This is a genomic window from Clostridium sp. YIM B02506, from assembly GCF_022324845.1.
Classification (GTDB): Bacteria; Bacillota; Clostridia; order Clostridiales; family Clostridiaceae; genus Clostridium_T; species Clostridium_T intestinale.
In genome coordinates this window covers 124,291-144,289 of the sequence record NZ_JAKGTG010000002.1, presented here as the reverse complement: position 1 = coordinate 144,289, position 19,999 = coordinate 124,291, and the positions used below count along the sequence as shown (strand labels likewise).

At 30.0% G+C, this 19,999-nt stretch carries 22 protein-coding genes; 19 read left to right on the top strand and 3 right to left on the bottom strand.

The window, feature by feature from the left end; all coding sequences use genetic code 11:
* The first annotated feature begins 17 nt into the window (after positions 1-17).
* The 10 genes from L1S49_RS02535 to L1S49_RS23360 all read left to right on the top strand — a co-directional run bounded on the left by L1S49_RS02535 (position 18) and on the right by L1S49_RS23360 (position 10,582).
* Positions 18-635, top strand: a complete 618-nt coding sequence (locus L1S49_RS02535; RefSeq protein WP_238902425.1) for an NUDIX hydrolase — start codon at positions 18-20, stop codon at positions 633-635.
* 17 nt (positions 636-652) lie between these two features.
* A complete protein-coding gene (locus L1S49_RS02530; RefSeq protein ID WP_238902424.1) occupies positions 653-1,171 on the top strand; it encodes a GNAT family N-acetyltransferase in 519 nt (172 codons plus the stop codon).
* Between the two features lie 3 nt (positions 1,172-1,174).
* Positions 1,175-2,095, top strand: a complete 921-nt coding sequence (locus L1S49_RS02525) for a phosphotransferase (RefSeq protein WP_238902423.1) — start codon at positions 1,175-1,177, stop codon at positions 2,093-2,095.
* A 51-nt stretch (positions 2,096-2,146) separates the two neighbouring features.
* Positions 2,147-2,284, top strand: a complete 138-nt coding sequence (locus tag L1S49_RS02520) for a hypothetical protein (protein WP_238902422.1) — start codon at positions 2,147-2,149, stop codon at positions 2,282-2,284.
* A gap of 126 nt (positions 2,285-2,410) precedes the next feature.
* Positions 2,411-2,956, top strand: a complete 546-nt coding sequence (locus L1S49_RS02515; protein ID WP_238902421.1) for a GNAT family N-acetyltransferase — start codon at positions 2,411-2,413, stop codon at positions 2,954-2,956.
* Positions 2,957-2,963: 7 nt separating this feature from the next.
* Entirely contained in the window at positions 2,964-3,278 is a 315-nt protein-coding gene (locus L1S49_RS02510; protein WP_021801215.1) for a DUF3795 domain-containing protein, read from the top strand.
* A 12-nt stretch (positions 3,279-3,290) separates the two neighbouring features.
* Positions 3,291-5,240 carry a TetM/TetW/TetO/TetS family tetracycline resistance ribosomal protection protein gene (locus L1S49_RS02505; protein ID WP_238902420.1) on the top strand — a complete coding sequence of 650 codons (1,950 nt, stop codon included), beginning with the start codon at positions 3,291-3,293 and terminating at the stop codon, positions 5,238-5,240.
* A gap of 281 nt (positions 5,241-5,521) precedes the next feature.
* Positions 5,522-8,695, top strand: coding sequence for a response regulator (locus L1S49_RS02500; protein ID WP_238902419.1), 3,174 nt, complete (start codon positions 5,522-5,524; stop codon positions 8,693-8,695).
* The gene (locus L1S49_RS02495; RefSeq protein WP_238902418.1) at positions 8,692-9,555 is read left to right on the top strand and encodes a protein-glutamate O-methyltransferase CheR; all 864 of its coding nucleotides are present in this window, start codon (positions 8,692-8,694) and stop codon (positions 9,553-9,555) included. Before L1S49_RS02500 ends, L1S49_RS02495 begins: the two co-directional genes overlap by 4 nt.
* Positions 9,556-9,586: 31 nt before the next feature.
* On the top strand, positions 9,587-10,582 hold the full coding sequence (locus L1S49_RS23360; protein WP_238902417.1) for a diguanylate cyclase: 996 nt from the start codon (positions 9,587-9,589) through the stop codon (positions 10,580-10,582).
* Positions 10,583-10,601: 19 nt separating this feature from the next.
* Here L1S49_RS23360 and nudC read toward each other — a convergent pair whose 3' ends face one another.
* Positions 10,602-11,435: an NAD(+) diphosphatase gene (gene nudC / locus L1S49_RS02485; protein ID WP_238902416.1), complete on the bottom strand. Its 834-nt coding sequence runs from the start codon at positions 11,433-11,435 to the stop codon at positions 10,602-10,604.
* Between the two features lie 156 nt (positions 11,436-11,591).
* Between nudC and L1S49_RS02480 the strand changes: the two genes are divergently transcribed.
* From L1S49_RS02480 to L1S49_RS02460, 5 genes are all read left to right on the top strand, one after another.
* Positions 11,592-12,062 carry a GNAT family N-acetyltransferase gene (locus L1S49_RS02480; RefSeq protein WP_238902415.1) on the top strand — a complete coding sequence of 157 codons (471 nt, stop codon included), beginning with the start codon at positions 11,592-11,594 and terminating at the stop codon, positions 12,060-12,062.
* Positions 12,063-12,199: 137 nt separating this feature from the next.
* A complete protein-coding gene (locus L1S49_RS02475) occupies positions 12,200-12,796 on the top strand; it encodes a TetR/AcrR family transcriptional regulator (RefSeq protein WP_238902414.1) in 597 nt (198 codons plus the stop codon).
* A 2-nt stretch (positions 12,797-12,798) separates the two neighbouring features.
* Positions 12,799-13,422, top strand: coding sequence for a DNA alkylation repair protein (locus L1S49_RS02470; protein WP_238902413.1), 624 nt, complete (start codon positions 12,799-12,801; stop codon positions 13,420-13,422).
* A gap of 1 nt (position 13,423) precedes the next feature.
* The gene (locus tag L1S49_RS02465) at positions 13,424-13,783 is read left to right on the top strand and encodes a VOC family protein (protein ID WP_238902412.1); all 360 of its coding nucleotides are present in this window, start codon (positions 13,424-13,426) and stop codon (positions 13,781-13,783) included.
* 11 nt (positions 13,784-13,794) lie between these two features.
* On the top strand, positions 13,795-14,034 hold the full coding sequence (locus tag L1S49_RS02460; protein WP_238902411.1) for a zinc ribbon domain-containing protein: 240 nt from the start codon (positions 13,795-13,797) through the stop codon (positions 14,032-14,034).
* A 40-nt stretch (positions 14,035-14,074) separates the two neighbouring features.
* Here L1S49_RS02460 and L1S49_RS02455 read toward each other — a convergent pair whose 3' ends face one another.
* Positions 14,075-14,596: a nitroreductase family protein gene (locus L1S49_RS02455; RefSeq protein ID WP_238902410.1), complete on the bottom strand. Its 522-nt coding sequence runs from the start codon at positions 14,594-14,596 to the stop codon at positions 14,075-14,077.
* A gap of 43 nt (positions 14,597-14,639) precedes the next feature.
* Entirely contained in the window at positions 14,640-15,461 is an 822-nt protein-coding gene (locus L1S49_RS02450; RefSeq protein WP_238902409.1) for a nitroreductase family protein, read from the bottom strand.
* A gap of 160 nt (positions 15,462-15,621) precedes the next feature.
* Between L1S49_RS02450 and L1S49_RS02445 the strand changes: the two genes are divergently transcribed.
* The 4 genes from L1S49_RS02445 (at position 15,622) to L1S49_RS02430 (ending at position 19,984) form a co-directional block, all read left to right on the top strand.
* Positions 15,622-16,470: an AraC family transcriptional regulator gene (locus L1S49_RS02445; protein ID WP_238902408.1), complete on the top strand. Its 849-nt coding sequence runs from the start codon at positions 15,622-15,624 to the stop codon at positions 16,468-16,470.
* Positions 16,457-17,374 (top strand): DMT family transporter, encoded by a 918-nt coding sequence (locus L1S49_RS02440; protein WP_238902407.1) that lies wholly within the window; start codon positions 16,457-16,459, stop codon positions 17,372-17,374. The genes L1S49_RS02445 and L1S49_RS02440 overlap by 14 nt, the downstream gene beginning before the upstream one ends.
* A gap of 94 nt (positions 17,375-17,468) precedes the next feature.
* The gene (locus L1S49_RS02435) at positions 17,469-18,194 is read left to right on the top strand and encodes a MurR/RpiR family transcriptional regulator (protein WP_238902406.1); all 726 of its coding nucleotides are present in this window, start codon (positions 17,469-17,471) and stop codon (positions 18,192-18,194) included.
* A gap of 197 nt (positions 18,195-18,391) precedes the next feature.
* Positions 18,392-19,984: a PTS transporter subunit EIIC gene (locus L1S49_RS02430; protein ID WP_238902405.1), complete on the top strand. Its 1,593-nt coding sequence runs from the start codon at positions 18,392-18,394 to the stop codon at positions 19,982-19,984.
* The last annotated feature ends 15 nt before the right edge of the window (positions 19,985-19,999 follow it).

Here is a 19,999-nt window from a genome sequence, read left to right as displayed (position 1 = left end):
CTAAAAGGAGGATACCTATGGAACCAAGATGGCTTGATTGGGCTAAAAGGCTTCAGTCTATAGCTCAAGCTGGATTAGAATATTCGAAGGATAAGTATGATGTAGAGAGATTTTATCAAATAAGAGATATTTCAGTTGAGATCTTAGAGGAATATACAGAAACAAGCAGTGAGAAGATTAAGGAATTGTTTTGTAATGAAACTGGATATCAAACTCCTAAAGTTGATATAAGAGCAGCTATTTTTGTTGGGAATGAAATTTTGTTAGTTAAGGAGAGTATTGATGGACGTTGGTCTATGCCTGGAGGATGGGCTGAATCAAATTTATCAGTTAAAGAAAATGCTGTTAAAGAAGTGAAAGAAGAGGCAGGCTTAAACGTAATTGCAGAAAGATTAATTGCAGTATTAGATAGAAGTAAACATATAGATGAAGTTAGTCCTTATGGAATCTATAAGATATTTGTACTTTGTAAGTTAGTAGGGGGAGAATTTGTCCCTAACATAGAAACAGAGGAAAGTGGGCTTTTTAAAGTAGATGACTTACCAGAGTTGTCTACTGGAAGAAATACAAAAGAGCAGATTGAAATGTGTTATAAGGCATATATTGATCCTAACTCTTTTACAATATTTGATTAGTAATTAGAGGTGTTAACATGAATATTAAATTAAGGTTACTTGAAGAATCACATTCAGATAAACTTTATAAATTTGAAGTTGAGAACAGAGACTTTTTTGAAAAGATTCTTCCATCAAGAGGAAATGAATATTATGATATAAACAATTTTAGAAAGATACAAAAGGAGCTAGTTGAGGAGCAAAAAGATGAGTTAGTGTACATGTACTTAATATTTGATGAGTTTGAGAATCTTATTGGCAGAATAAATCTTGTATCGGTAGCAAGAGGAGATATCAATAAAGCTGAACTCGGGTATAGGATAGCTGAAAAATATCAAGGAAAAGGATATGGGAAAAAAGCTGTAGAACTTATTTTGGAATATGCGTATAAAGTACACGATCTACATATGATAGAAGCTGGAACAGCAATAGACAATATTGGTTCTCAAATAGTATTAATAAAAAATGGGTTTGAGTTTTTAGATAGAGTGAAAAATGTAGTAGAGATAAATGGTCAGTGGAAAGATGGTATAAATTTTGTGAAGAGGCTAAGATAGGTGATGGAAGATTTAAGAGCTATAGAAGATATTCCTATGTACAAGGATTGGGTAAAAATTGAACCTGTATTAAAAGGTTTTTCAGAAGATAAAAAGTTTTTTATAGAGGATAAAAATGGAGATAAGTTTTTACTTAAGCTGTTTGAGTATTCAAGTTATGAGAATAAACTTAAAGAATTTAATTTCATGAAGTTGGTTGAAACTACTGGAATAAATATGCAAAGACCAATAGAATTTGGAGTTTGTAATGAAAATAGAAATTCATATATGCTTCTTAGCTGGGTTTCAGGAAGTGATTGTGTAGATGTAATTAATGGCTTTAGTGAGAAATCTCAGTATGAACTTGGAGTAAAAGCAGGGGAAATCTTAAGTAAGATTCATTCTATTCCTTTTAATGAAGATGTAGAAGATTGGGCTTTAAGGTATGGGCTTAAAATAAGAAAAAAGATAGAAGGTTATAGGAATTGCTCAATAAATATACCCGAGGATTTTAAATACATAAAAATTCTAGAAGAAAGTATATGCTATTTAAAAAATAGACCACAAACCTTTCATCATGGAGACTTTCATTTAGGTAATTTAGTGATATCAGAAGAAGGAGAGCTTGGAGTTATTGATTTTAACAGAAGTGACTACGGTGATCCCTGGGAGGAATTTAATAGGAGCATATTTACTTGGCAAGTTAGTATTCCTTTTATGATAGGGCAGATACATGGATATTTTAATAATGATGTTCCAGATGAATTTTTTAGATTGCTTCTTGTTTATATGGTTACAAATGCAATAGGATCAATATATTGGGCCATTCCTTTGGGAGAAGATGAAGTTAATTACATGATAAAAAATGCAGAGGAACTTTATGATGTTTATGATGGATTTAAAAGTTTTAAGCCTAATTGGTATCAAGAAAAAGTAGAATATTAAGTACAATCATGAGCATAATAACCTTATCAAAATATAAAGGAGGTTATTAACATGGTTAAGGGAAGAAAAGCTGATAAAAGCAGAGCGTCAGAGGAACTAGTTTCTATGGAGATAACAGATGATGTTATTCAAACTCATACATCACATACAACTAATAAACCAAAACCTAAATTCCAGAAAAAATCATAAGATTACTATGTGTAGAAGCTATTGTTAAGTAAACAATGGCTTTTTTATTTGACAAATTGTTATAAAATGACAGCCGTGTTATACTTTTTATATTAGGAAGTTAAAGTTAGAAATGGGGGAAGTAAATTGAAATCTTTAGAAACCGATAGATTGATATTGAGACAGTGGAAAGAAAGTGATAGTAAAGATTTATATGAATATGCTAAAAGTCCATTAGTTGGACCTAATGCTGGATGGGCACTACATAAAAGTGAAGAAGAAAGTAAAGAGATAATTAAAATCTTTATTGAAAGTGGAGAAAACTATGCTATTGTTTTAAAAGAAGAAAATAAGGTTATAGGTGGAATTGGACTTCATGATAGAAAGCCAGATGAAAGTTTGATGTACTTAAATCAAAGAGAAGTAGGATATGTTCTTAATCCTAAGTACTGGGGAAAAGGAATTGTTCCAGAAGCTGTTAAGTGTCTTATTGAGTATGGATTTAATGAACTAGAGTTAGATTTAATATGGTGTGGACACTTTGACTATAATACTAACTCAAGACGAGTTAACGAAAAGTGTGGATTTAAATATAGATTTAAGGTTGATGAAACTATGGAGGCACTTAATAAAGAAGTTACTATTTGGTATTATTGCATATTTAAATTAGATTACGAGTTAGGGAAAAGGTGATTGTAATATGGATAAAAACTTAGTAGGAAGATGTGGTACATACTGTGGAGTATGTGATTGGAAAGAGAAAACTAATTGTCCAGGTTGTCAAAGATGTAATGGAAAACCATTTTGGGGTAACTGTTCAGTTGCAGAATGTTCAATTGATAAGAACTATAATCATTGTGGAGAGTGCTCTAATTTGCCATGTGATAAATTAGTTGGAGCCTATAATAGTAAAGATCACGGTGATAATGGAGAGAGATTAATAAATCTAAAAAATTGGACAAAAGGGAATACTACTTATTTAAAAGTAAGGACATTAAATACAGAAGAAAGTTAGGAAGAAAAATACATGAAGAAAACAATAGGAATATTAGCCCATGTCGATGCTGGAAAGACTACTTTTTCTGAGCAGATACTTTTTCACGCAAAGAGCATAAAAAATAGAGGAAGAGTTGATCATAAAAGCTCCTTTTTAGATAGCCACAATATAGAAAAAGATAGAGGAATAACAATTTTTTCAGATCAAGCTGTTTTTAATTACAATGAATCTACCTATTATCTTATAGATACTCCAGGACATATCGATATTTCCCAGGAAATGGAGAGAGCCATAAAGGTTATAGATTATGCCATATTAATTATTAGTGGAGTTGATGGAATACAAGCTCATACTGAAACTGTTTGGGAGCTTCTTAGAAAAAATAAAGTACCAGTTTTCTTTTTTATAAATAAAATGGACAGAGAAGCTGCAGATATTGATAGAGTGTTAAATGAAATCAAAACTAATCTAACTAAAGATGTATGTTTAATATCAAAAGAGTTTGAAGATAACAGTATAAGTGAAGAGTTAGCAGAGTTTGTAGCAGAAAGAGATGAGAAGCTATTAGAAAAGTATCTAGATGGTGAATATGATGAGAAGTTGTGGTTAAGTTCTTTAAAGAAACTTATAAAAGAGAACAAAGTTTACCCATGTTTAACTGGGTCTGCCCTACAAGATGTAGGAGTTGAAGAGTTCTTAGCTAAGTTTGACTTACTAACTTATACAGAGTTTGACAAAGATGAAGAGTTAAGTGCACTAGTTTACAAGATTAAGTATGATGAACAAGGTAGTAGAGTAACTTTCTTAAAAGTTTTAAGTGGAACTTTAAAGGTGAGAGACGAGTTTAAAACTAAAGATGGAGAAACTTACGAAAAAGTAAGCCAGATAAGAGTTTATAGTGGAAGTAAGTTTAAAACTGTTGATGAAGTTCATGCTGGAGATATCTTTGGAGTAACTGGTCTTAGTAGTTTTAAAACCGGTGAGGGAATTGGGACTTTAGTAGATAATGCTTATTATGAGATGGTACCCACATTAAAGTCTAAAGTTATATTTGATAAAAAGTTAAACATTAAAGAAGTTTTAAATAAGTTTAAAATCTTAGAAGCAGAAGATCCATCACTTAATGTAGTTTGGGATGAAAAACTACAAGAAATTCAACTTCATATAATGGGTGTAATTCAACTAGAAATATTGAAACAAGTTTTGGAAGAGAGATTTGATTTAAAGGTTGAGTTTGGACCATGTGAAATTCTTTATAAAGAAACAATAGTAGAAGAAACTATAGGATATGGGCACTTTGAACCATTAAAACATTATGCAGAAGTACACTTAAAATTAGAACCTTTAAAAAGAAATGAGGGAATAAGGTTTGAGAATAAATGTCATGCAGATGATATGACAGTAGGAAATCAAAACTTAGTAAAGGTACATATATTTGAAAAAGAGCATAGGGGGATACTGACAGGTTCACCTATAACTGATATAAAAGTAACTTTACTTACTGGAAGAGCACACAATAAACATACAGAAGGTGGAGATTTTAGAGAAGCTACCTTAAGAGCATTAAGACAAGGATTAGAAAGTACAAAAAATATAATACTAGAGCCTTATTATAGATTTAAAATAGAAGCACATTTAGATTATATGGGGAAAATATTATCAGATATACAAAGATTAAATGGTACTTTTGAAGCTCCTGATATAAACCTTGATAAAGTGATAATACTAGGAAGAGGACCAGTAGCAACTTTTATGAACTATAACATTGAGTTTGTTGCAATTACAAAAGGAAAAGGTAAGCTTAACTTAATATTTGATGGATATGATGTATGTCATAATGAAGAAGAGGTAATTGAAAAAATAGGGTATAACAAAAATGCTGATATTGAGTATACATCAACCTCAGTATTTTGTTCAAAAGGTCAAAGCTTTTTAGTGGAAGGTAAGGATGCTAAAGAGTATATGCACATATTAAAATAGATGTTACCTTTAGAAAAAGAATCAAGTCAATATATGCATAAAGTTTTTAATGAAAAAATGTGTAACTGGGATTTTGATAATATTATAAAGTAATGGACATAAAACCACTAAAAGTCAAATTGATTTTTAGTGGTTTTTATTGTTAAATTAAACTTTATATTCAATTTTTTTAATGAATTTAGATAAAAATTTTAATTAATATTATTTGATTGTGTAATAATTTGTCGTATGCTAAAATATCTTTGATACAGAATAAAAATAATTTGATTTAGGAGAATTATATGTTCTTAAAGAATTTTAAAATTGCTCAAAAATTATCATTTGCGCTTGGCTTAGTAGTCATATTTGTACTTGGATTACTAAGTTATATTTACATTAATTTTAATGGACAAAGTAAGGCAATTGATTCAAATGTTGAGAGTTACAATATAATAAGAAAATCGGATCAGATTTTAATTAGTTTATTAAATATGGAAACTGGAGCAAGAGGTTTTGCTTTTACTGGTAGGGAGGAATTTTTAGAACCTTTTAATACAGGAAAGAGTAGTGTCTATAATGAGATTGAAGAGTTAAGTAGTTATACAAGTGATAATACATTACAGCAAACAAGAATAGGTAAATTAAGAAGTGATTTAGACTTATGGATTGACTATCAAAATGGCAACATAATTGAAGCAAGAAAACAAGTTAATACTGGAAACTTAAAACTTGAAGAATTAGTTAAAGAAGCTCAAAAAGGTGTTGGTAAGAACTATATGGACGACATGAGGAGTTCTTTAAAGGAGATTGCTGACAAAGAAGTTAGTGTATTGGAAACTAGAAAAAGCAATCTTGAAGCTACTCAAAAGTTAACCGTATATGTAATTCTAGTTGGAGCTGTTGCAGTAATTTTTGTTTCAGTTTTTATAGGTTTCTTCTTGGCAAGAATGGTTGTAGAACCTGTAACTACAGTAACAGAAACTTTTAAAAGAATATCTGAAGGAGATGCAGATTTAAATGTTAGATTAAATGCAGATTCAAAAGATGAACTTGGGGCTATGGCTAAGTATTTTAATACTTTTATGTTTAAACTAACGGAAATAATGACAGAAAATAGAAATCAAAATTGGATTAAGTCAGGACATGCAGAGCTTACCGAAAATATAAATGGAGAGGTTAATATACCAGTATTAGCCAACAAAGTTATTAATTATATAAGTAAATATGTTGATGCAAAAATAGGAGCTATATATGTTAAAACAGAAGATGGCAACTTTAAGTTAGTTGGAAGTTATGCATATAAGAAACGTAAAAATCTTTCTAACATAGTTAAACTTGGAGAAGGTATAATAGGTCAAGCTGCTTTAGAAAAGCAAAGTATGACAATTAGCAATATACCAGAGGACTATGTATACATAAATACTGGACTAGGTGAAGCAGTCCCTAAAAACATTTTAGTTGTTCCTTGTTTAGACAATAATGAAGTAGTTTGTATAATTGAACTCGGAACTTTTAATGAGTTTAGTGATAAACAGTTAGAGTTTATCGAACAAGTAAGTAATGGAGTTGCAATAGCTGTAAACTCTGCAGAAGCTCAAAACAAACTGAAAGAGCTTTTAAGAAAAACGTTAGAACAGTCAGAAGAACTACAAACTCAGCAAGAAGAGTTAAGACAAAATAATGAAGAGTTAGAACAACAAACTAAGGCTTTAAAAGAGTCCGAAGCTTACATGCAAAGGCAGCAAGAAGAACTTAGAGTTTTAAATGAAGAACTTGAGGAGAGAACTAAGGGATTAGAACTTCAGAAAAAAGATATAACAGCTAAAAATGAAAATTTAACAAAAGCACAAAAGGAAATAGAGGAAAAAGCTAATGCTTTAGAACTTGCAAGTAAATATAAGTCAGAGTTTTTAGCTAATATGTCCCATGAACTTAGAACTCCATTAAATAGTATAATAGTACTTTCACAAATGATAGCAGAAAATAAAGAAAATGGTACATTATCTGAAAAACAACTTGAGTTTGCAAACACTATAAACTCATCTGGTGAAGACTTGTTAAAACTTATAAATGATATATTAGATATTTCTAAAGTTGAAGCAGGTAAGTTAGAGTTGAACTTAGAAGTCATCAGTTTAGCAGACTTAGTGAAATATGTAAAACAATCTTTTGCTCCATTTGCAGAGAAAAAAGGATTATTTTTTGATGTTGAAGTTGAAGATGGATTAGAGTTAGAAATAATGGCAGACTATCAAAGACTTCAGCAGATATCTAACAATCTTTTATCTAATGCATTTAAGTTTACTCATAAAGGTGGAGTTACTTACTCTATAACTTCAAGCAAAACTAAAAAGTCTGATGAGCATAATTACTATATAGATATAGCAGTAAAAGATACAGGAATAGGAGTTGCATCTGATAAAACAGAACTTATATTTGAGGCATTTAAACAATCAGATGGAAGTACAAGCAGGAAATATGGTGGAACTGGACTAGGATTATCTATATCAAGAGAGTTTGCAAAACTTATGAATGGAGAAATAACTGTAAAGAGTTATGAAGGCATTGGAAGTACCTTTACCTTGACTTTTGAGGCAAAGAGAGTTAAAACTCATAGTGAAACTAGTACACAAGTAAGTAAACTTAGAGAAGAAAAAGAAGTGAAAATCTTAAAAGATGAGTTTAAAAAACTTTTGATTGTAGAGTCAGAAAAAAACTCGAATATAGAACAAATATTAGAAGGTAAAGAGATACTTATAACAACTGTAAAAAGTGGGGTAAAGTCATTAGAACTATTGGAAAATGAAAACTTTGACTGCATGATATTAGATTATGAAGTAAAGGATATGAACCCTTTGAATTTCCTGATGGAACTAAAGCAAAGAGAACTTATAAACTTCCCTATAATAATTTATACAGGAAAACAATTAACAAGAGATGAAGAAGAGAAGCTACAAAGGTATACTGAAAGTATTATTATAAAGGGTGCCCGTTCTAGCGAAAGATTAGTTTCAGAAGTTAGTTTATTCCTTCAAGAAACTGATATAGAAATGAAAAATATAGAAATAGATGAAATGCAATCAGCTGCAGAAGAAGATGGTTTTAAGAATAAAAAAATTCTAATAGTAGATGATGATATGAGAAATGTATTTGTACTTACTAGCGTATTAGAAGAAAAAGGTCTTAAGGTAGTAGTTGGAAGAAGCGGAAGTGAAGGAATAAAAAAACTTAATGAAGAAGGTAATATTGATTTAATTTTAATGGATATAATGATGCCTGACATGGACGGATATTTGGCAATTAAAGAAATTAGAAAAGATTTAAAATTCACAAGAACACCTATAATAGCAGTTACAGCAAAATCAATGAAAGAAGATAGGCAAAAGTGTATTGAAGTAGGAGCAGATGACTATTTAACTAAACCTATAGATGTTCCTAGACTTATTTCTCTATTAAGGGTGTGGCTGTATAAATGAGTAATGAGGAATTAAAAGAAAAAATTGATAATGAAGATTTGGAGATAGCTTTATTATTAGAAACAATATATAAGAAATACGGTTATGATTTTAGGGGTTATTCTCCAGCCCATATAAAACGAAGAATTGTTCATAGAATGACTATGGAAGATTTAAAAAATATAAGTGAACTTCAACACAAAGTTATATATGATAAAAAGTTTATAAGCACAATATTAAGTGATTTCTCTATAAATGTAACTGAAATGTATCGTGATCCAAGCTTTTTTAAAAGTTTTAGAGACAAGATTATACCAGTACTTAAGACTTATCCTTTTATTAGAATTTGGCATGCTGGATGTTCAACTGGAGAAGAGGTTTATTCTATGGCTATTCTTCTAAAAGAAGAGGGTTTATATGATAGAGCTCAAATATATGCAACAGATTTTAATAAGGTTGTTTTAAAAAAGGCAAAAGAAGGTATCTATCCACTTGAGAGAATAAAGGAGTATAGCTATAATTATCAAAAAGCTGGAGGGTCATCAACTCTTTCAAACTATTATTTGGCAAGCAATGATTTTGTTGTGTTTGATAAAAGTTTGAGAGAGAAGGTTACTTTTGCAGACCATAATCTTGTTACAGATGGAGTTTTTGGAGAAATGCACGTTATAGTCTGCAGAAACGTATTAATATATTTTAGTAAAGACTTACAGGACAAGGTTACTAAACTTTTTGCAGACAGCTTAATAAGTGGTGGTTTTTTATGTTTGGGTTCTAAGGAAAATATAAAGTTTTCTAAAAATGCAGAAATGTTTAATGATTTTGTAATGAAAGAAAAGATATTTCAAAAAAGATATAGAAGAACAATTTTAGGTTTATAATTTTATAAAATTACTATTAGAGGAGTTTAATGTGAGCAGAAAAAATTACATAGATATATTAATTGTGGATGATAGGCCAGAAAACTTATTGGTATTAGAGAGCATACTTTATAATATGGAATGCAATATTATAAAAGCTACTTCAGGAAATGAAGCACTAAGCTTGATGTTTGATTATAATTTTGCTTTAGTTTTATTAGATGTTCAGATGCCTGAAATGGATGGATTTGAAATAGCTGAACTAATGAGAAGTAATTCAAGAACTCGATTTACTCCTATAATTTTTGTAACTGCAATCAGTAAAGAAAAGAAGTGTATATTTAAGGGGTATGAGGTTGGAGCTGTTGATTATCTCTTTAAGCCTATTGAACCAGTGGTATTACAAAGTAAAGTGAAGTTTTTTATAGAACTTTATAATCAAAACAAAATAATTGAGCAACAAAAGACCTTGCTAGAGATTAAGATAAAAGAATTATCTGAACTTAAGGCAGCAAATTTTAATTTAGAAAATTTATCTTACACAGATGGATTAACAGGAATATCAAACAGAAGAAATTTTGATTCATACATAGAAATGAGCTGGAATAATTGTTTAAACTCCAGTAAACCATTGTCATTAATAATGATGGACATTGATTACTTTAAACTATATAACGATAACTATGGACATATTAAAGGTGATGATTGTTTAAAGGCAGTTGCAAAAGAACTATCCAAAAGTGCAAAAAGGACTTTGGATCTTTCAGCTAGGTATGGTGGAGAAGAGTTTGTTATAATATTACCTGAAACCCATAAGGATGGGGCAGAAATTATAGCTGAAGAGATAAGAAAAAATATAATAAATCTAGATATTCTCCATGAGTCTTCTCCTATATCTAAAAATGTAACCTTAAGCTTAGGAGTAACAACGATGGTTCCTAATAATCAACATACTATATCAGAATTTATAAATGATGCAGATAAGGCTTTGTATGAAGCAAAAAATTTAGGAAGAAATAGGACATGTTTTGTGGATAATTTAAATTAAAAAATAAAGTCTAGAATAACTAGGCTTTATTTTTTTCTATATATGAATCTATTATTTTTCTTGCTATACTCACTCTAGTTGGAAGCTCAGGTAGGTTATCAATATCAAACCAGTCTGCTGAAAGAATCTCAGTTCCATCTTCAACTATTTCGCCACTTTCATATTCGGCAGTAAACCCAACCATTAATGAATTAGGGAACGGCCAAGGTTGACTTCCCCAGTATTTCACGTTTTTAACCTGTATTCCAACCTCTTCTTGGATTTCTCTTTTGGCTGCTTCTTCAAGAGTTTCTCCAGGTTCTACAAAGCCTGCTATAAGGCTGTGCATATTTCCTTTAAAAGATTTGTTGTGAGCTAAAAGGATTTTACCATCTTTTAATACAGCTGTTATTACTGCAGGTGATATTCTTGGATAGTTTATAAATCCGCAGTTTGTACACTTTTTTGCATATTCTTCTTTGATCGTTATAGTAGTACTTCCGCAACAACCACAATATTGATGAGTTTTATCCCAAGTAACAATTTGATAAGCTTTCCCAGCTAAAAGAAAGATATCTTCATATAAGTCATTATATAAAGATCGTAGTTCCTTAAAGTGCATGTTTTCTTTAGGGGATTCTTCTAAATCAACTTCTACTGAATAAGAAGGTTTTCCCAAAAGAGTTCCAAGATATTGTTTTCTAACAATATAAAGATTTAATTCTTCTAGGGTTTTGGTAGAGGGAATACTTACTTTATCGTTAATGAGTTCTACTAAGAGCTTGTTATTGAAAAATATAAACCAATATTTATTAACTTCATCTTCATTTTCAAGTTTAGCTAGTGGTGAATAATTTTTATAAATACTTTCCATATTTGCTACTCCTTAAGTCAAATTTGTATATTATTTTTAAGAATACCACATCGAATTTTAATAATCAAATGTAATAAGATCATGGTATTCTATAGTAGTAAGATTAAAAGGAATCTAATGAAGTTCTATGAACTTTTATTGGAGTAAGGGGGACAAATGGAGAAAATTGAGAAAATTGAGATTAGAAAAATTGAAAATAAAAAGGAAATTCCTTATGATTTACTTTTGTTAGCAGATCCGTCTATGGAAGTAATAGAGGAATATACAACTAGAGGTGATGTTTATGGTGGTTTTATTGGTAACAGTATTATAGGTGCGTATGTACTTATTAAAACTAGACCATCTACCTTGGAGCTTGTAAATATTTCGATTTGCGATGAGTATCAAGGAAAAGGAATAGGTAAATTGTTAATATATGATGCAATTGATAAAGCAAAAATGCAAGGAGTAAAGACCTTGGAAGTTGGCACAGGAAATTCAAGTATAACTCAACTAGCTTTTTATCAAAAATGTGGTTTTAGAATAACTGGAGTTGATAAAGATTTTTTCAAAAAGCATTATGAAGAAAAAATCATAGAAAATGGTATAGAGTGTGTTGATATGATTAGAATGAGTATGGAACTATAAGGAGAAGCAAAAGTGATAATAAAAAGTATCTAGATTAATATTCTGGATACTTTTTTGTTGACAAAAAATAATTATAAGAATATTATTAAGTTATAACTCAATGAGTAAACACTCAATTAAATTAAAGGAAGAAACATATGAAAGAAAATAAAAGAAATGTGCAGAAAGAATTAACTAGAAAGAAATTAATAGAGGTAGCCATAAAACTATTTGGTGATAATGGAATATTAAATACTAAAACCATAGATATATCAAAAGAAGCAGGGGTATCCCACGGAACAGTTTTTTCTCACTTTAAAACTCAAGAGGAGTTATTAGTGACTGTTATTGAAGAGGTTGGGGATAGGATTGTTTCAAAACTTCAAGAGCTCATTGATGTAAATAGCAGCTTAGAAGAGATTCTAAAAGCCCACATAAATGGACTTATGGAATTTGAAAAGTTTTATACAAGGCTCATAATAGAAAGAAGATTGCTGCCTGAAAGTGCTAGTAATATATATATAATAATTCAATCCAGTATATCTTTCCATATTGGGGAAGTATTAAAGAGAGAAATAGCTAAAGGAAAGATAATAGATACACCTATACATTTGTTATTTAATTCATGGGTAGGATTAATCCATTATTATTTAACTAATGGGGATTTATTTACTAAAGATGGATCTATTTTAAATAATTATGGTCAGGATTTAATTAATCATTATATAAAACTAATAAATGTAAAGAAGGGATAAGCATGTATGAGGAGATACTAGATAGAGTAAAAACAGTTGAAAATGGGTTTAAGGAAATTGAAAAAGAAGCTCTTGTTTTAGTTAAGAACAATACTATTGAAGAGAGTTTTAACCTTGGAAAAGAGTTTTATTTATCAGAAATTTATCAAGTTAGGGAACTTGGAGTTTTTATTTTTGGAGAAATTGCTTGGAAGAAAAATGAGGCCTTGGTATTACTAAAAGAGGAAGTAAGCTTAGATGAAAACTGGAGAGTTCAAGAGATATTAGCAAAGGCCTTTGATAAATATTGCTCTTGTGTAGGATATGAAAAAATATTACCTGTAATTAAAGATTGGCTTAAAAGTGATAGAGCAAATGTTAGAAGGGCTGTTACTGAAGGATTAAGGATATGGACAGGAAGAGATTATTTTAGGGACCATCCAAAGGTAGCAGTAGATTTACTTTCAGAACTTAAAGAAGATGAAAGTGAATATGTTAGAAAATCTGTAGGAAATGCCTTAAGAGATATAAGTAAAAAACATACTTCTCTCATAATAGAAGAACTTAAAACTTGGGATATTTCTAATAAACATATAAATCAAGTTTATAAACTTGCAAATAAATATATAAAAGATAGGGGACTTTAACATGAATAATTATGATAATTTTTTTCTAGGTGTAAAAGATCTTAAGGAAGCAAAAAAGTACTATGGAGAAACTTTGAGATTAAAACTTAAGTTTGATTTCTCTAATAAAGGAATGATGGCTTTTAATGTAGGTGATGAAGAACCTGCAATTATACTAAAAGATGAAAACATATTTAAAAACATTAAACCTACTATATGGTTTGAAGTTGATAATATTCAAGATATTTATAAAGAACTTAAGGAAAAAGGGGTTAAATTTTTATCAGAACCCTTTGAAATAGGTACTGGAGTAGCAGTCGAGTTTGAAGATCCTTTTGGAAACAGATTAGGAATAACCGATTATGTAAAAATGAATAAATAAGAGGTGAAAATATGAAAAAATGTATTGCTTGTGGAATGCCATTAAAACATAAAGAGGACTTTCCAAATGAAGATGAAACTAAAGATTATTGTAAATACTGCTCAAAAGAAGATGGCTCTATGCAGTCTTATGATGAAAAGTTAGAGTCTTTAACAAAATTTATAGTTAATACTCAAGGGTTAATGGAAGAAGTCGCAACCTCAGCAGCAAAATCCATGATGGAGAAACTTCCAGCTTGGGCAAATAGATAAATAAAAAATGATGCTAGTATAAATAGCATCATTTTTCATATTAGAATTTATTATAAAAAACTATTTCAGAAAGTTCTTTCCTAGTTGTATGCATAGGGCTAGGTTTTGAATCCTGACTTGGATATCCTACTGGAAGTATACTTATTGCTTCTAAATTATCAGGAATATTATAGGCTTCTTTTATTGCAACAGGGTCAAAGAAACCAACCCAAGTACTTCCAAGACCAAGTTCATGAAGTTGAAGCATCATGTGGGTTGTTATAATACTTGCATCAATATCACTTGAGGATTTACCATCAAACTTAACACGCTTCCAAGAAGTTTCTGTATCAACACACACAACTAATGCAAGTGGTGAATTGAAATGATAAGTAGTGCAGGATTTTAATTTCTCTAAAGCCTCATCACTTTCAAGTACTAGAATTCTCTGTGGCTGGCGATTTGCAGCAGTTGGAGCTAATCTAGCTGATTCAAGTATTAAATCTAGCTTTTCTTTTTCAACCTTTTTTGAATCAAAACTTCTAACAGAATATCTTTCTTTTACTAACTCTACAAAATCCATAGAAATACCTCCCTTTTTTATTTTATTATAAATTATAGAAAGCTTATTTCCAAGTTATGCTTGCAGATTTTCTTGGTACAGTTCTCTTATAAGTGACACTTGGATATCCTATAATCATACATGTAACAACTTGTTTACCTGGTTCTATATTAAGAAAATCTAAAATTTCTTTGCTGTTTTGAGAAGCTCTTACAAAAAATCCGCTAAAGAAGGTTCCAAGACCTAAAGCATTTGTCATTAATTCCATATTTGAAGATGCTAAAGCACCGCTAACATCTGAATTAGCTGTAACAACTATTACTGATGGTGCATTAAAGAATATTTTATCATTTTTAGGATCTTGTTTGTAATTAGCATACATGTCTAACCACATCTGAGCATATCTCTTATATCTTGACATCTCAGGTGATGGATCATTTAGCATGTTTTCACCTATTACTTTTAAGCTTTCAAAAGTCATATCTTTAAGTGTTTTTAGGTTTTCACCTCTTATAACAGTATAAGAAACATCTTGAAGATTGCTTCCAGTTTGAGTAAATCTTCCAGCTTCAATTATCTTTATAAGCTTGTCTTCTTCAACTTCTTTATCTTTAAATTGTCTTATAGTTCTTCTATATTTAATAAAATTCAATAAGTTATCAGAACTTAAAGAAAAATCCTCAGAAGAAAATTCTTTTACTTCATCCATATCATAGTCATCGGTAGATACAGCTGCCTTTGGGCATACAGCTATACAATGTCCACATTTCATACAAGTTACATTATTAATTTTAGCTTTTCCATCCACCATTTCTATATCTCTTGGAAAACAGTCTTTAACACATAGACCACAGCCTATACATTTTTCAGCATTTACACTAAACATATAATTCACTCCTCTTAATGGTTTTTAACAAAATGATTATAGCACTAAAATATAAGTTGTGTCCAATTTAATGTGAAGAAACAAAGCAATATTATACAAGAAACCATATAATTTTTATGATAAACTTAGGCCATGAAATTGAGAAAGGAAGTTTTAAAAAGTGAAAAATGAAATAAGAACCATAAAATACGATACAGAACTTAATATAGAGGCTTATAGCTTTAAAGGTATAATGCAGAAGTTTCCGAATCACTTTCATGATTGTTATGTTATAGGATTTATAGATAGCGGTAGGAGAAGCTTAGAGTGTAAAAATAAAGAATATATAGTCGAGCCAGGAGATATAGTTGTGTTTAACCCAAAAGATAATCATGACTGTGAGCAGATTGATAATAAAACCTTAGATTATAGGTGCATTAATATCAAAATTGAAGTTATGAGAAAAGTTGCTTTTGATATTACTGGGAAAGAATATACCCCTTATTTCAATAAAACAGTTCTATTTCATAGTGAACTATCGTCATCCTTAAAGGAACTCCATTCTATGATTTTTAGTGAAGAGAAGGATTTTAAAAAGGAAGAACTTTTTTATTTTTTAATTGAGCAATTAATTGAGGAGTTTACAGAGCCAGTACCTGTATTCAAGCTTGACAATATAAGTCGCGAAATTGAAATGGTTTGTGAGTTTTTAGAAAATAATTATACAAGGAATATAACTTTAAATGAATTAAGTGATTTAGTTAAATTAAGTAAATACTATCTTCTACGTTCTTTTACTAAACAAAAAGGAATTTCTCCTTATAGTTATTTAGAAACAATAAGAATAAACAAAGCAAAACTATTGTTAGAGAGCGGAACATCAATAATTGAAACTGCTATGGAGACAGGCTTTGTAGATCAAAGTCATTTTTCAAAGTTCTTTAAAAATTTTATAGGTCTTACTCCAAGGCAATATATGAAGATATTTACTCAAAATGATAATGAAGGAGCAAGGTATGATAAAAAATGAAAATACAAGAGGGCATTTACTTGCACTTATTACAATAATAATTTGGGGGACTACATTCATTTCTACTAAGGTACTTTTAGAAGAATTTTCACCTGTAGAAATATTATTTTTTAGATTTATTATAGGCTATTTTGTTCTCTTAGTGGCATATCCTAAAAAACTTAAGCTAATTGATAGAAAACAAGAGTGGTATTTTATATTTGCAGGAATAACTGGAGTTACCTTGTACTTCTTACTAGAGAACATAGCATTAACCTATACACTTGCTTCTAATGTGGGGGTTATAGTTTCTATAAATTCATTTTTTACAGCTTTACTTGCACACTTTTTCTTGAAAAAAGAAAAATTAGAACCGAGATTTTTTAAAGGATTTGCAGTTGCTATGATAGGAATATTATTAATAAATTTCAATAGTAGTAAAGTTCTTATGCTAAATCCTCTAGGTGATATATTAGCTGTTTTTGCAGCAATTGTTTGGGCTGTATATTCTACATTAATAAAGAAAATAAGTGAATTTAAATATAATATTATATTAGTTACGAGAAAAGTGTTCTTCTATGGAATAATATTTATGATGCCTGCTTTGTTTATTTATGACTTAAAAATTAATTTAAATAGGTTCTCTGAACTTAATAACTTGCTTAATATTCTATTTTTAGGAATAGGGGCATCAGCTTTATGTTTTGGAACATGGAACTATTGCGTAAAAGTGTTAGGAGTAGTTAAGACAAGTGTCTACATTTATCTAGTTCATATAGTAACTCTCCTGACTTCAGCCATAATATTAAAGGAAAAAATAACGTTTTTATCTCTTTTAGGTACAATTATTACTTTAGGAGGATTGGTTATTTTAGAGAAAAAGGATAGAAATATGCCTTTAGATGAGAAAGTAAGTGAGGCGTAAAAATCTATTTCTACAAATTTTAACAAACCCCATGAGATTATAAGTGTAGTTGTGATATTATAAAAAGAGTATCATAAATTACAGGAGGTAGGATATGGAGTTTGATATTTATAAGCTTGCTGATAATTATAAATTAACTGAAGTTGAGAGGCAACTACTCGAATATATATTAAAAAATATAGATAAGGTATTAAATATGGGAGTAAGAGAAGTGGCGAATATTAATTATACTTCTACTGCCACCATAATTAAATTATCAAAAAAATTAGGATATACGGGCTACACTGATATGGTGTATAGGCTCAATTTTATTATTAAAAACCAAAAAAAGAATCAGGATAGAACTTCAGATATTACCAGTTTCATAGATGAGATTGAGAAGGAAAAGATAGATGGCTTTATAAAGATGCTTGTAAAACATAGAAATAATATAATTCTTATAACAGCTACTGGTTTTTCAGATCCTGTTGCAGAATTTTTTTGGAGAAAGCTTTTGGTTTTAGGATTTAAATGTATAAAGACTAATGCTTATGGCGTATATGACAGCAATCAGATTGGAGGTTCTTTAGTTATAGGTATATCTAAAAGTGGTGAAACAGAGAGTGTAACAAAGGTTATAGATTATGCAGTTCATAATAATTTGGAGGTAATAACTTTTACAGGAAGACCTATTGACTATATGGCTAAAAAATCAACTCTCCATTTTTCAGTATTAGATGATAAACAACTGGATGATAGAAATATTACTGCAAACTATTTTTATGCAAGGGTGATGATAATAATAGAATATTTACTAGATAAAGTGATGAAAGCTTTATAATGTAAGTAAAATAGCCGTTTGAGAAGGGATTTCTTAGACGGCTATTTTTAATCTGAAAAGGTAAACATGTTTACTTTTTGGTCAACATGTTACTGAAAGGGTGAAAACTATTAACAAGCTAATTTAATAATGTTATTCTAGGTTCAAGGTAATTACCAGAGATAAAACTTAATAAGTAGATAGAGGAGAAGATTTAAATGAAGGATAAGATTCTTAACAGTATGCAAAAGTTTGCCAAAGCTATGATTGGCCCGGTCTTATTTTTACCAATAGTGGGAATGTCTATCGCATTAACTGCTGTTTTTACTAATACAACCTTTGTTACTGAAAAGGGAGTAATTTGGACAATAGGAAAATTCTTTAATGGAATGCTAAATCCTATTATGGGGAACTTAAGTATTCTATTCTGTGTAGGAATAGCTATGGGAATGGCTAAAAAGAAGAAAGCAGAAGCTGCTTTTGTAGCGCTTATGTCTTATATATTATTTTTAGGTGCAAATAGTAAATGGTTAGAGTTATCAGGAAAATTAATCAAAGGAGATACAGCAGGTGCTTTATATGGAACAGGTCAAACTATTCAACTTGGTTTCCATGTGACGGATATGGGCGTCTTCTTAGGAATGATTTTAGGTGTACTTATTGCATTAGTCCACAACAAATATGGTAGCAAAGAGTTTAAGGGTGCTATGGCTCCTTATGGTAACAGCAAACTTGTATTTGTTGGAATGATTCCAGTAGTTGCAGTATTTAGTATATTGGCTACTTATGTTTGGCCAACTATTGCAAATGGAATAACAGCTTTAACAGGTTTTATGAGTTCAGCAGGTTCTTTAGGGGTGTTTGTATACGGATTCTTAAATAGATTCTTAGTTCCAACAGGATTACATCACTTAATTTGGTCACCATTCCTTTATTCAGCAGTGGGAGATCAGATGATAATAAATGGTGAAAATGTAATAGGTGCAAAACCAGTATTCTTAGCATTACTTAATGATCCAACAATAACTATGATGCCTGATTCAGCAAGATTTTTAACTTACGGTTTAGTTAAAACCTTTGGAGTTATTGGAGTAGCTTTAGCATTCTACTTTACAGCTAAAAAAGTTAAACGTAGCAACTTAAAGGCTCAATTAATTCCATCAACTTTAACAGCAGTAATTGCAGGTATTACAGAACCACTTGAATTTACATTCATATTTGCTGCACCATTATTATGGTTTGTATATTCAGTTATTGATGGATTATTCCAAATGTTTGTTTATATATTCAATGTAAGAGTTTGTGCAACAAATGGTATTTTGGACTTCTTAGTTATAAACTTGCCAGCAGGGGTAGGAAAAACACATTGGCCTATATATGTACTGATAGGACTTGTTGAAATAGTTGTAATATTCTTTGTATTCAAGTTTATGATTGAAAAAATGAATCTAAAAACTCCAGGAAGAGAAGAAGATGATTCTGATGATATTATAGATTTAAATGAAAATGCAGCAGCAGTAAAAAACCAAATGAAGTCAACTTTAGCTCAAGATGAAGCTAAAGAAGATAGAGAAAAAGCTCTTACAATAATAAAAGCTTTAGGTGGAAAAGAAAACATATTAACTGTTGAGAATTGTTTTTCAAGATTAAGAGTAGAAGTTGTTGATAACAGCGTAATAGATGAAAAAACTTTAAAAACTACAGGGGCATCTGGAGTTGTAAGAAAAGGAAATAACATTCAAGTAGTCTACGGTCTTACAATAAATAAAATTAGAACAATTGTTGATGAGGCATTAGAAATAAAAGAATAAAAGTTTAGGAGGAAG